11 protein-coding genes and 2 pseudogenes are annotated in these 12,589 nt (G+C 58.1%); all 13 read left to right on the forward strand.

All coding sequences use genetic code 11. The features are described 5' to 3' along the window. Positions 1-180 precede the first annotated feature (180 nt). The 13 genes and pseudogenes from CXY83_RS00385 (at position 181) to CXY83_RS00445 (ending at position 12,256) form a co-directional block, all read left to right on the forward strand. Entirely contained in the window at positions 181-636 is a 456-nt protein-coding gene (locus CXY83_RS00385) for an SRPBCC family protein (RefSeq protein ID WP_104195463.1), read from the forward strand. A 614-nt stretch (positions 637-1,250) separates the two neighbouring features. Next, positions 1,251-2,393: a glutathione-independent formaldehyde dehydrogenase gene (locus CXY83_RS00390; protein WP_104195464.1), complete on the forward strand. Its 1,143-nt coding sequence runs from the start codon at positions 1,251-1,253 to the stop codon at positions 2,391-2,393. A 447-nt stretch (positions 2,394-2,840) separates the two neighbouring features. Continuing rightward, positions 2,841-3,218 carry an alcohol dehydrogenase catalytic domain-containing protein gene (locus tag CXY83_RS18470; protein ID WP_158251773.1) on the forward strand — a complete coding sequence of 126 codons (378 nt, stop codon included), beginning with the start codon at positions 2,841-2,843 and terminating at the stop codon, positions 3,216-3,218. 155 nt (positions 3,219-3,373) lie between these two features. After that, positions 3,374-4,705: an NAD(P)/FAD-dependent oxidoreductase gene (locus tag CXY83_RS00400; protein WP_104195466.1), complete on the forward strand. Its 1,332-nt coding sequence runs from the start codon at positions 3,374-3,376 to the stop codon at positions 4,703-4,705. A 752-nt stretch (positions 4,706-5,457) separates the two neighbouring features. Further along, positions 5,458-6,857 (forward strand): DDE-type integrase/transposase/recombinase gene (locus tag CXY83_RS00405; RefSeq protein ID WP_104195467.1). Its coding sequence is split into 2 segments (ribosomal slippage): positions 5,458-6,739 and positions 6,739-6,857, totalling 1,401 coding nucleotides; the frame shifts between segments, so codons are not numbered across the junction. 322 nt (positions 6,858-7,179) lie between these two features. After that, positions 7,180-7,467, forward strand: a complete 288-nt coding sequence (locus CXY83_RS00410) for an HU family DNA-binding protein (RefSeq protein ID WP_104195468.1) — start codon at positions 7,180-7,182, stop codon at positions 7,465-7,467. 526 nt (positions 7,468-7,993) lie between these two features. Then, positions 7,994-8,317: pseudogene (locus CXY83_RS00415) on the forward strand (recombinase family protein); the annotation flags it as partial. Positions 8,318-8,408: 91 nt separating this feature from the next. After that, complete coding sequence (locus CXY83_RS00420) at positions 8,409-8,513, forward strand: transposase (RefSeq protein ID WP_104195469.1); 105 nt, start codon at positions 8,409-8,411, stop codon at positions 8,511-8,513. A gap of 110 nt (positions 8,514-8,623) precedes the next feature. Beyond that, positions 8,624-9,373, forward strand: a pseudogene (locus CXY83_RS00425) (IS3 family transposase); the annotation flags it as partial. A 211-nt stretch (positions 9,374-9,584) separates the two neighbouring features. Continuing rightward, positions 9,585-9,932: a transposase gene (locus CXY83_RS18475; protein WP_369831108.1), complete on the forward strand. Its 348-nt coding sequence runs from the start codon at positions 9,585-9,587 to the stop codon at positions 9,930-9,932. Between the two features lie 111 nt (positions 9,933-10,043). Next, positions 10,044-10,679, forward strand: a complete 636-nt coding sequence (locus CXY83_RS17745) for a transposase (protein ID WP_233200489.1) — start codon at positions 10,044-10,046, stop codon at positions 10,677-10,679. Positions 10,680-10,692: 13 nt separating this feature from the next. After that, complete coding sequence (locus CXY83_RS00435) at positions 10,693-10,887, forward strand: IS3 family transposase (protein ID WP_104195471.1); 195 nt, start codon at positions 10,693-10,695, stop codon at positions 10,885-10,887. A gap of 268 nt (positions 10,888-11,155) precedes the next feature. Further along, entirely contained in the window at positions 11,156-12,256 is a 1,101-nt protein-coding gene (locus CXY83_RS00445) for an NAD(P)-dependent alcohol dehydrogenase (protein WP_104195473.1), read from the forward strand. Positions 12,257-12,589: the final 333 nt, after the last annotated feature.

A 12,589-nucleotide genomic window follows, 5' to 3' on the forward strand; every position in this document is an offset into this window, starting at 1 on the left:
CTCCCTCGCCCGTCGTTTAGCCAGTCTCATCACTTGTTCACGCTGCCGAGGTTCCGTGCACAGATACCTTCTCGTTCCTGCGAGTATTTCCTTACCCGGGTTGACCTTGGATTTGCCTTCGATACGGTGAAGGGGTTGCAGAAACTATTTCATCCGTTGAATTCGCATTAGGAGGTCATCATGCCCAACGCCATCGAGACTGTCGACGTCAACGTTCCCGTTACCGTCGCTTACAACCAGTGGACTAAATTCGAGGAGTTTCCAAAGTTTTTGAGTTTTATTGAATCCATCACTCAAGTAACGGACACTCTCACCGAGTGGACGGTTAAAATCGGCGGCGTGGAGCGCACGTTTGAGGCTCGGATAACTGAGCAGCACCCCGACGAGCGTGTTGCCTGGAACAGCACCGGCGGCCAAGTCGACCACGCGGGCGTTGTCACGTTTCATAAGTTGGCTGCGAACGAGACGCGTGTGACGGTTCAGCTTGATTGGGAGGCAACAGGGCTGCTTGAGAAGGCTGGGGCTGCTCTCAGTATCGACGACCACGCTATCAAGAAAGACCTCGCGGACTTTAAGGAGTTCATCGAGGCGAAAGGAACCGACGATGTCGGATGGCGCGGAGATGTGCAAGCCTGACACCGCTGGAAGATTGGCTTACGACTCGTGGTGGCCCGGACATCTCACACCGAAGTTCGCCACGGCGCCGGCCGGGTGCGTGACATCACAACACGTGGTAATCGTTTGGGAAATACTGACTCTCTCGGTCGCGACGTTAACTCCAAGTCCGTTGGCCATCTCGAGCACATGCTCTGTGAAAGCGAACCGCACGGCCTGTTCGATCGGGCACGTTTGTCAGAATTTCGGCGCGGGTGCGGTGGTCCTCGAGGCCGGGGAATGTCCGTCTCTGGAGAACGTATTTCTGACTCTCCCAAGCACGCAACAGCTCGATATGTAATGTTCCCTGCGCTTCTGCTTTTTTGTGATGAGAACTTTCGGCCCAGTCAATTTCTCTTGATCCAGCCTGCACACTGCTGGTCGCTTCGTACAAGACAGATACTGGCTTTTAGTGCCCGGCGTGGGCGTCGCGATAATTGCGGCGGTGAGGCGGTGCACATAGAACGGTGGTAGACACACATTATGCACAATCCGTGGGCAACTCGAGGTTGCCTCGGCACTAAAATTCGTACACCTCCGAAAGTGAAGACGGACCGTTCGTGTTTGCGGTCATGAAAATCAGGGAGTGAAAAGAAATGAAGGCAGTCGTTTATAAGGGCCCCAATGAGGTCAACGTTGAAGAAGTTCCGGATGCCACGATTGAACGTCCCACTGATGTTTTGGTACGCATTACGGCCACGAATATTTGCGGTTCAGATTTACACATGTACGAAGGACGCACCAATTTCGAGACTGGACGCACGTTTGGCCACGAAAATATGGGCGAGGTCATCGAGGTCGGTAACGGCGTCGATGCGGTCAAGGTCGGCGAGCACGTCGTGTTGCCGTTCAATATTTCTTGCGGGTTTTGCAAGAATTGCGAACGCGGTTTCACTAACTATTGCATGACCACTCAGTCAGATCCGGTCGGTGCGGGCGCCGCTTACGGCTTCGCTGGTATGGGTCCGTATCCGGGCGGGCAGGCACAAATGCTGCGTGTGCCCTACGGCGACAACAACTGCTTGCGCTTGGGTGAAGACGCCGTAGAAAAGCAAAACGATTACGTGATGCTCTCGGACATCTTTCCAACTGGCTACCACGCTACCGAGATGGCCGGCGTCATCCCCGGTGACACGGTCGTGGTCTACGGTGCTGGTCCGGTCGGGCTCATGGCTGCCTTGTCTGCCATGATCAAGGGCGCCAGTAAAGTCTGGGTTGTGGACCGACGCCCCGACCGGCTGGCCCTCGCCGAGCAGATCGGCGCGATAGCCGTTGATGACTCAAAGACGGACCCGGTTCAATTCGTATTGGACCAGAGCAAGGGTATCGGCGCTGACCGGGGATGTGAATGCGTGGGCTATCAAGCCCACGACCCCCAGGGCACCGAGGATCCTGCCATGACTTTGAACCGGCTGATCCAGTCCGTGCGCATCACCGGGGGCATCGGCGTTGTCGGCGTTTTCCTGCCGGCGGATCCTGGCGGCTTTGACGAGAACGCCAAGCAGGGCAAGCTTGCTATTGATTATGGTCTGCAGTGGCTTAAAGGCCAGAGCTTGGGCAGCGGCCAGTGCCCGGTGAAGAAATATAATCGGCAATTGCGCGAGCTGATTGCCGTCGGCAAGGCCAAGCCGTCGTGGATCGTTTCGCACGAGGTCCCGCTCAGCAAAGCCGCGGATGCCTACAAGAACTTCGGCGACCGCAACAACGGGTGGACCAAAGTCATCCTCAAGCCCGAATAGACCAACACCTAGCGGCCCATTTGACCCAGCTCCTTTGGTTCAAATTACGGCGCGCGCGGCAGGGAGAACCAGACCGCAAAGTTTCCCTGCCGCCCGCTGGGACGTGCGTAAAACACTGCACGTTTTCTGCGCCTTCAATCGAGCCGTTGCTGACATTTCGGTCAGTGGTGCGTTTCACGGTCGCTTCAGTATCCCGATGGGATCGTGTGGAAATTATTGACTACTGGGTGGTCAGCAGACGATGCCCGGGGCTGAGCCAAGTTTCTTGGACTGTGACTTCTCATTTTTTCAGGCTGTGAGAGCCTCAACAGCTTGAGCGTGATGGGACACGGTGGCCCTTCAAGGACGCGAGGTAGTTCAGAGTGGAACGTAGCGGTTTCCGTCTGTAGTACGTCTCAACGTAGTCGAGGACCGCGGTTCTGACTCCGCCCGAGTGTCGAAATCCGTTTGGTAGTATATTTCGTTTTCAGCGCCGCGAAGAACGTTTCAGTTACCGCGTTTTTCAGTCACGAAGCCGCCGGGATCATTTCAGCTAGAGGTAGTGAAGTTAAAGGGGTGGCGGTCGGAGGTCATGTTGTTGCTTCTCTCATCCGGTTTCGTGGGACATGTGAGAACTACACCGCCGGCTGTACTTTCGACTGCCTGAACCCTGGGGTAACTCTCCGCGGAGCTGAGGACGTCCGCATCAGCGAGAAGGGCACCACAATGGTTCAAGCCTCCGGCATCGACGAATACACCGAACGCGTACTTGTGCACGAGAACCGGCCCGCCGCGGTGGACACAAAGATTCCTTTCCCGCATGCGGTGTCGAGGGTGCACCGATGATCGTCGGCCGGGCGTTGGTACGAAAACTCACAAACGCCGCCACGTCATTGACCGCTGTTTCACCATATTTAAACGGTGCGTCAGTGCGCGCTGCACCGAGAGATCAGCAATGAAAAACACCATAGACACTAAGCACAGTTGAAGGAGACGCACTCATGGCAACACGCATCGTCATTCTCGGCGGTGGAGCCGCCGGGCTCACCACTGCCCTTAAATTGCAGAAGAAACACGCGACCCGTCGGGCCGACATCACGCTGATTGATGAATTGCCGTATTACACCTATCAGCCCCTTCTGCCCGAAGTTGCTGGCGGCCACATCCAGGCCCGCGACGTGACTGTTTCTTTGCACGAGGCGCTCCGACACTCGAACGTCGTCCAGGCTTCCGTCACCGGCCTGGACAGTACCGTCAAGAGCGTCACGGTGATGACACCAGATGGTGAATCCCAAAAATTTCCCTACGATCACCTTGTTGTTGCGCTTGGAGCGGTCACGCGCACCTTTCCCACACCTGGACTGGCCGAGAACGGCGTGGGGTTCAAAACTGTTGAAGAAGCACAGTACGTGCGCGACCGCATTCTGGGAAACATTGCCCGCGCCGCCAGCGTTCAGGACGTGGCAGAGCGTCGGAAGTTGCTCACCACGGTCTTCATCGGCGGAGGCTACACTGGTGTTGAGGCGATGGCAGAGCTTGATGATGCGGCGAAGGCGGCGATACATAGTTACCATACGCTCTCCCGTGAGGAGCTACATTTCGTTCTGGTGGAGGCGCTCGACCGGGTCGCACCCGAAGTGGGGCTTAAACTCTCCCAATGGACTCTCGGCCAGCTCCGTGCCCGAGGTATTGACATTCGTCTAAATACGACGATGCCATCCTGCATCGATGGCAATGTCGTACTTAGTGACGGCGAGATAATACCAGCTGGTGCGATCGTCTGGACTGCCGGGGTAAAGCCGAACCCTGTTCTGGCAGACCTGAATTTGCCTCTGGGCCCCAAGGGCCACGTCAACGTCAACGCCGCGCTTCAGGTGGAGACTGACCGCGGTGTCAAACTCGATGGAGTGTGGGCTCTCGGGGATGGAGCGCAAGTTCCGGATCTGTTAGCCACGACACAACCGGCTTACTATCCACCGAACGCGCAGAATGCTGTGCGTCAAGCCGCGACAGTATCCGCTAATATCCTCGCCATGATGACCGGAAGACCGGTCGTGCAATATCGACACAAATCACTCGGAACGGTCGCGAGCTTCGGCATCGGGAAGGGAGCAGGCATCGTGAAGGGCATCAAGCTCAAGAACGTACCAGCCTGGCTGGCTCATCGCGGATATCATCTTTACGCTATGCCGACCACGAATCGTAAGATGCGCATCTTGGCGGGGTGGATGACCAATTTGATTGCCGGCGGGGATACGACGCCGATCGTTGGCCACAGCAACCCGCGTGCCAGCTTTCTTGAGGCCACATCCGTTGTCGCCAAACAGAAATAAGAGTTCTATGCAGCACGGGGCTAAGAACCTGATATCCGCAAGCACGATCGGCGCTATTCCACGGCGGCGTTCATCTCGTGGTGTTTAGCTGTTGGCGTCAGAATACGCACCGAGCGAGGCCGTCAAGACCCGAGACGTGTCATCGCATGCTTCGTCGGCTCTTCTAACAAAGTTGAGGCATGTCCTGAACGAAGTGCGCCGCGACGATGACCCCAAAGGTTCTGCCCTCGCCGGGGGCTCCTGGCTGCCATATGATGTCCGAGTAAACGAGTAAACGAGCAAACGTTCGGCGAATTGGCGGCCGAATAGGCGTACCGCGAGCTAAATCACAGCGTCCCGATGCGCAAGCATGCTGATTAAGAGACGTCATGTCTACGCCCCGCCGAGGTGCGTGACACAAGCCGCCTCGGCTTGGCGCAGTGCGGCGAGATAGCCGCTGGCGGCCTCACTGTGTTTGCCACGAAGGACCCCCCGTTAGCCGTCGCTGCCGATGATTTCGCGACCGTGGAGCTCGGAACCGAGCGGAGGCTGCAGTGCCTGCTGTGACTCAAGCCACGCACGGTCTGCGTCGGTGGATAGTGTGCCGAGCGTTGCTTGCATACCGGGTTGTGCAGGCTTGGGCGAATCCCTACGTGTCAGGGTTGGGTGAGGCCAGTGCCTCAGAGCAAGTCCGCCGTATGACGTAGGGCGAGAACTAGGAAACCACCACCATGTCCAGCCCTTCTTTAAACGCAGTGCGCGACGATAGTCATATGAGTAGTCCCGGACCCCAAGCTGGTGGTCCGACCTCGCGAAGGTCATTCACCCCAGCGCAGAAGCTGGCGTACCTCGCCGCGTATGACACCGCGATCAAGAACAACGAGGGCGGTGCGTATCTGCGCGCCGAAGGTTTGTATTCGTCGCAGATCACGGAATGGCGAAAGCTGCGTGACGCGGGTGTTCTCGCAGGGAAGAAACCCGGCGAGAAGATTGGCCGGTTAACTCCGGAGCAAGCTGAAATCGCCCGGCTGCGCCGCCAGTTGCGTAAGACCGAGCAGCGCCTGGAAACGACGGGGGGTGGCGCTGGAGATCATGTCAAAAATGCACGAGCTACTCGAAAGTCTTTCGAAGAGCGCGCGGGACGAAACACCGCATACGAAGCCGTAATGACCGCGTACCGCGAACTGGCCAGGCGAGGAATCTCGACTCGCGTTGCAGCCGACCTCGTGGAGATCCCTCGAGCGACCGCCACCCGGAAACCACGCATTCCGGTGGTCGGTCCGGCGCCGATTCCGGCAAACAAGATCAGTGATGTCGACCGCCGGCAGATTTTGGACATCATCAATTCAGATTCGTTCGTGGATTTGCCGCCGATCCAGATTTACGCGCAGCTGCTGGACGCCGGTACCTACGTGTGCTCAATATCAACGATGTATCGGGTGTTGAACGAGAATCAGCAGGTCAAGGACCACCGTCGTCTGGCACGCCATCCAGCCCGAGCGATCCCCGCGCTAATCGCTACGGGCCCTGGCCAGGTGTACTCGTGGGACATCGCGAAACTTGCGGGCCCGGTCAAGGGCAAGTATTTCGATGCTTACGTGATGATCGATATTTACTCCCGTTACATCGTCGGCGCGTATGTTCACGCGTCGGAATCGGGCGAGCTGGCGGCGGAGATGATGAAGGAGATCTTCAGCATTCACGGGGCCCCGCAGGTCGTTCACGCGGACCGCGGAACGTCGATGACGTCCAAGACCGTCGCGGCGCTGTTGTCTGATCCGGAGGTCACCAAGTCGCATTCGAGGCCTCGGGTGAGTAACGATAATCTCTACAGCGAGGCGTGGTTCAAAACCCTGAAATTCTTGCCGACGTTCCCCGAACGCTTCGGCTCCCTCACCGACGCGAAGACGTTCAGGGCCTCGTTCGTCGACGGCTACAACCATGAGCATCGCCATTCCGGGATCGGCCTGAACACCCCAGCAGACGTCCACTACGGCCTCGCTGGGGCGAAGGCTATCGAACGAGCCGCGACGCTAGACGCGGCACGCGCACGCTTCCCCAGCGATTCAGCACAACCCAGGCACCGGAGATCCTGTCCATTCCAGCAACGGCATGGATCAACAAACCCGCCGACAAACCCACCGAGAATGAAGGGCTCGAGCTAGCCGCTTAAACTCCCACTGGCCTCATCCACCTTGACAAATTTCAGAAGGCGCCGGATGTCTACTTACGGCTGTGGCTTTCGGATTCGTGGCTGCGTTGTATCAACGATAGAAAGCGGATTGGCCGTTTTTTTCGTGGAATGCGCCGGTATTAGTGAGACCTCTCAATCACCGCCTCTATTTTGTTCGGAAGACATGCTGTCATATAAACGCGAAACCCACACTCTGTTAGATTCAATTCGGTCCACCGATGACCGGACGCTCTTTCTGGAAGCGTCGCCCGCTTTATGTGAATACCTGGTTTTACAGGTAAAAATTCGAGGAGGACACTCAATGACTGATAATTCGCTGAACAAAACTGAGCTCGTTGCGAAGGTTGCAGCCGATTCGGGACAGAGCCGAGTCGCAGTCGATGGCATTCTGAACACTTTCTTTGCAACCCTCGCTGAGGCCATGAAGAACGATAGCAAGGTTACCATTCCGGGGTGGCTCGGGGTTGAGCGCACTGCAACTGCGGCGCGCACCGGTCGTAATCTGCAGACGGGTGAAGAGATCTCCAACGCCGCGGGGCACCGCGTCAAGCTCACTGCCGGAAGCAAGCTCAAAGCAGCCGCCAAATAAGTTTCCTCTCAAGGCACTGCAAGTAGAGCGTCGATGTGATCGACGCTCTACTTGTGTAACTGAGTGGTATCGGGCTTGACCGTGACGCGCCTCAACGCTGAGAGTATTTGTGAGCGGAAGCGCCGCATCTGACTCCTGCGCAGAACGGATGCATCGACTCACCATAAGTATTGGTATGAAAAGCGGCGCTAACGAATATTTTCTCGTGACGTCCAAGGTCAGCGCTGACAGTTGTACACAGCATCAATCCCAAAGCAACCTCCCGCGATGGATATGACACCGGCATCATGCAGCGTGTGCAGAAGCTGTTTCAGCAGGGAACGATTATTTTGATTTGTCGTTACGGGTGAGCCTGATGTGAGACTGTCGGGCCAACGTCGGGCCCGTCTTTGTATCCATCACGCACCACGAATCGCGTATGTTCGGGGAAACGGAGAATACTTTAGGGGTAAGTGACAAGATTTGATTCCTACGGGAAATTGGGTATGTTGTCACGTATTCGAACGTATAGATGACACGGGTCAGTATGCTCGTCGGGTACATGCGCGTGTCGAAAGCCGACGGGTCGCAGAGCACCCACCTTCAAGTAGATGCGCTTTTGGCTGCCGGCGTAAAGCTCGCCAATCCCTACGAGGATCAGGCGTCCGGGAAGAAGGACGACCGCCCGCATCTGACGACCTGCCTGAAGGCGCTGCGCCAGGGCGACACGTTCCTGGTCTGGAAGCTGGACCGGCTTCGCTGAGATCTACGCCACCTCGTCAATACAGTGCATGACCTCACCAACCTCGGCATCGGCCTTAAACTGCTCACCGGCGAGGGCGCGGCGATTGACACCGCGACCGAATCTGGCCCTGCCCGAGCTGAGTGGACGCCTCACAAGAGAGAATGTTCACATGGGAAAGACACGTAGGGAGTTCACTCCTGAGTAGAAAGACGAGGCCGTGAAGCTGGTGATCAACGCCGGCAGGGCCGTTGCGACCGTGGCCCGTGAGCTGGGCATCCACGAGGCCTCGCTGGGCCGGTGGGTCAGCGCTTTCAAGGCTTGAAATGACACCGGAGAGACCACTGTCACGGAGTCGGAACGGGCCGAGTTGCTTCGGTTGCGAAAAGAGAACGCAGATCTGAAACTTGATCGAGCGTTTCTAAAAAATGCGTCCATCTTCTTCGCCCAGGAAGCGTCGGATACGAGCGTAAAGCGTTCAAATTGATGCTGGCGGAGAAGACCAATTTCACCATCACCCGCATGGTTCGCCTGCTTGAGGTGTCTCGATCGGGCTATTACGTCTGGCTCGACCGGAAGCCGTCGGACCGCATGATTCGGCGGGAGGATATCGAGCAGAAAGTGGCGTGGTTCCACGGCGACTCCGACGAGGTTTATGGGTCGCCGAGGATCCTCGCGGACCTTCGTGCCGACGGGAAAACCATCTCGCGCAAGACCGTCGCTAAAACCATGCAACGCTTCGGATTGGTAGGCATCTGCCCGAAAAAGTGCACGACCACCACGATCATTGACCACGCCGACGCTTACCCGGTCGATGCGGTCAAACGGGAATGGGACACCGGGGCGCTGAACCAAGTCTGGGTCGGCGATATCACTTACCTGAGGACCTGGGAGGGATGGGTCCACTTGGCGACCGTGATCGACGCCCACAGCCGCCGAGTGATCGGCTGGGCCATCGCCGCCCATATGGGGACCGACCTGATCCAGGACGCCCTCGCGATGGCCATGACACTGCGCGGAGAACGGCCGGCGCAGGCCATCTTCCACAGCGACAGGGGCACCCAATATGCCTCCGCTCAGATCACCGCATTCGCCGACGAGAATGGCATCACCCGCTCGATGGGATTGACCGGTATCTGCTGGGATTGTGAGACGATCAACGCATCAGGCCGGGTCGCGGCTTGACCCGTGTTGGGATTGACAGCTGGTCTCATCGTCGGCGTGTCCTTGCGTTGATCTGTCGGCCGCGACCGGGTCTGGTGCCTGAAGTTTCACCTGGCCAAGCCATGTCCCAATAGGGGCCTTTCCGTGGGCGTTCGCTGCTTGCGTGGATCGTCACAGTCCTGACTGACTTCTTCCCGTGGAATTGCTCGTCAACACCCCACGAAAGGCAGCCATGAGCTCATCTGTTCTGAAGCACCCGCGAAAGTCGCGACCAGCGCTCCACGGCGAAGGGGTGATCCTTGGCGTAGACACACACAAGGATGTCCACGTCGCGGCGATCCTGACGATCGCGAGAGTTCTTCTAGCGACTCACAGCTTCCCGACGACACGCGAAGGCTATGCAGCGACTTTGGAGTGGGCCCACCGGTTCGGGGACGTGAACGCGGCCGGTATCGAATGCACCGGGTCGTACGGTTTTCGCGCTGATGAAGTACTTCCAAACCCAAAACGTGACAGTGTTCGAGTTGAATTAACCAGACCGAGCACTGCGGCGCAAAGCCGGGAAAACAGATGCCGTTGACGCTGAAGCCGGGGCCCGGCAGTCATCGCCGGTCGGTCCTTGGCGACGCCGAAAACAGGTATCGGTGCCGCCGAAGAACTACGCCAAATGCGGTTGGTGAAATCGTCAGCAGTGAAGGCACGAACGACCGCGATCAACCAGCTCAAAGGCTTCGTAGTCGGCGCAGAGCCAGCACTGCGCGATCAGCTCCGTGGACTCAGCAGCAAAGCCCTCAGCCGGGCCCGCACGCTGCTGCTGCCCAGCACCGTCGAACGCATGCTGATGAGTGAACTCGCCACCCGCATCCACCACGTCACCGAGCAACTCAGCCGCCTGGAAACGGCCATGACACGCACGGTGACGGCCTGCGCGCCCGAGCTCCTGGACCGCCCCGGCGTCGGCTACGACAGCGCCGCGGCGCTACTCATCGCCGTCGGCGACAATCCCGAAAGAATGAAGAACGAAGCCGCCTTCGCAGCACTCTGCGGCGTCAGCCCGGTCGAGTTCTCGTCAGGAAAAACGACGAAGCGGCGCCTCAATCGCGGTGGGAACCGCCAAGCCAACGCAGCCCTATATCGAATCGTGCTGACGCGACTTCGGTGGGATGAAACCACCCAAAACTACCTACAGAACCGCACCGCGCAAGGGAAAAGCAAGCGAGACGTCATCCGCTGCCTCAAACGATACCTCGCACGCGAAATCTTCACCATCCTCAAAACCATCCCCGACCAGTACAAAAACCTTGCGCAGCACAAATTGACAACATAGGGGCATCAACGCGATGGCCGAGAGCTTCTTCGCGACGCTGGAAACGGAGTTCTACTACCGCCGAGTGTGGCCCACCCGCGAAGTTGGCGCCTGGATCGAGGACCGCTACAACCGCCGACGCCGGCACTCCTCGATCGGGCACATCAGCCCAGCCGACGTCGAACTGCAATACTCGTCAAAGACCGCGGAAGTTCAACTCGCCGCTTAACCCGTGTCCACCAACCGGGGGCAAGGTCAGCGAAGGTCCGCCTGGCCATGGCCGCGATGGGACAAAAGAAAACGAAGGCCAGTGACCTCTGCAAACAACTCGGGGCCACCCGGCAGACGCTGTCCCGTCATGTTTCGCTGGCGGGGGAGTTGCGACCTGACGGTGCGAAGCTTTTCTCCACGTGGCGCAGATTGTTACGTATCTGAAAAAAGAGCAGACTGATAGAGGCTAGCGCGACATTGTGCCGCGGGCCGAAGGGGTAAGTGCAATGAAAGTAACCGCTGCTGTCGCTCTCGCCAAGGGCGAGCCACTTGTAATTCAGGAACTCATTCTCGATGCGCCGCGCGCCACCGAGGTACAGGTGCGCATGGTCGCTACGGGCGTCTGTCACACCGACGCTATCGTGCGCGATCAGTTGTATCCCACTCCGCTGCCTGCCGTGCTCGGCCATGAGGGTGCTGGGATCGTCGAGGCTATTGGGGATGGCGTGACGAGCGTCGAAGTCGGCGACCATGTGCTCCTTAGCTTCTCTAGCTGTGGGGTGTGTTCTTCCTGCGTCTCTGGGCATCCCTCGTACTGCATCCACCTTTACGACCTTGACTTCAGTGGCGCCCGTCCCGATGGTTCGACCGCGTTCACTGCTGACGATGGCACGCCCGTTTCCTCTCACTTCTTTGGTCAGTCGTCGTTTGCTTCGATTAGTAACGTCGCCGAGCGCAGCGTCGTGAAGATTTCCAGGGATGCACCGTTGGAGCTTATGGGTCCGCTCGGTTGCGGCATTCAGACCGGCGCGGGCGCTGTGCTCAACGTTCTCCGGCCGGAAGCCGGCAGCAGCATCGCCATCTTCGGATCTGGAGCGGTGGGGATGTCCGGTCTTCTCGCCGCCGTCGTTGCTAACGCCACGACGATCATCGCCGTAGACATTGTCGACAGCCGGTTGGAGTTCGCCAAAACGCTGGGCGCCACCCACACCGTTAACAGCAAGAACGAGGATGCCGTCGCGCGGATCCGTGAAATCACTGGTGGCGGGGTGAAATACGCCCTCGACACGACGGGCAACAAATTCGTCTTCGCTCAGATGACCAAATCCCTCGGTGTCCTTGGACATGGTGCCCTCGTCGGCGCGGCGGCACCAGGCACCGAATCACCGATTGATATCGGCAGTTTACTGCTGACCGGGCTGAAGATCAGCATGGTGATCGAGGGCGATTCCGTGCCGCAAACTTTCATACCCCAGCTGATCTCGCTTTACGAGGCTGGGGTGTTCCCGTTCGACAAGCTCGTCAAGAAGTATGACTTCGTTGACATCAACGAGGCCTTTGCTGATAGTGAGAGCGGCGTGACGCTCAAGCCAGTCGTTATCTTCTAGATCTGCGTGCGATGCCTGTCCTGCTCATTCGCGGTAGGTTACACCGGCTAGTGGCCGACTCGTGCAGCGGCTTTGGGCCGCGCCGGTCACTTTCCTGCTTCGGCTATCAGACCTGGACGCCGTCCATCGTGAAGGCACCACCGATGAGTGGGCAGTTGATGTTCACGGTGCGGAGTAACCCGTGCGCGGGAATCCTTTCGAGGGAGCCATCTGGGTTTTTAGCGTTCGCGTCAATGGGGACTGAGCTAAGCGGGCGGGAAAGACCGCACTCGCGAGTGCAGTTCCTCCCGCCTGCTCGTCCATGTAGCTTTGTCGAACCCCGGGTTTGGTGAA

Source organism: Cryobacterium sp. M15 (genome assembly GCF_002929675.1).
Taxonomy (GTDB): Bacteria; Actinomycetota; Actinomycetes; order Actinomycetales; family Microbacteriaceae; genus Cryobacterium; species Cryobacterium lyxosi.

Excerpts from the sequence above, each read along its gene's own strand:
- CXY83_RS00445 (WP_104195473.1), top strand. The coding sequence starts at position 11,156 with ATGAAAGTAACCGCTGCTGTCGCTCTCGCCAAGGGCGAGCCACTTGTA.
- CXY83_RS00435 (WP_104195471.1), top strand. The coding sequence starts at position 10,693 with ATGGCCGAGAGCTTCTTCGCGACGCTGGAAACGGAGTTCTACTACCGC.
- CXY83_RS00385 (WP_104195463.1), top strand. The coding sequence starts at position 181 with ATGCCCAACGCCATCGAGACTGTCGACGTCAACGTTCCCGTTACCGTC.
- CXY83_RS00390 (WP_104195464.1), top strand. The coding sequence starts at position 1,251 with ATGAAGGCAGTCGTTTATAAGGGCCCCAATGAGGTCAACGTTGAAGAA.
- CXY83_RS18475 (WP_369831108.1), top strand. The coding sequence starts at position 9,585 with ATGAGCTCATCTGTTCTGAAGCACCCGCGAAAGTCGCGACCAGCGCTC.
- CXY83_RS00410 (WP_104195468.1), top strand. The coding sequence starts at position 7,180 with ATGACTGATAATTCGCTGAACAAAACTGAGCTCGTTGCGAAGGTTGCA.
- CXY83_RS00400 (WP_104195466.1), top strand. The coding sequence starts at position 3,374 with ATGGCAACACGCATCGTCATTCTCGGCGGTGGAGCCGCCGGGCTCACC.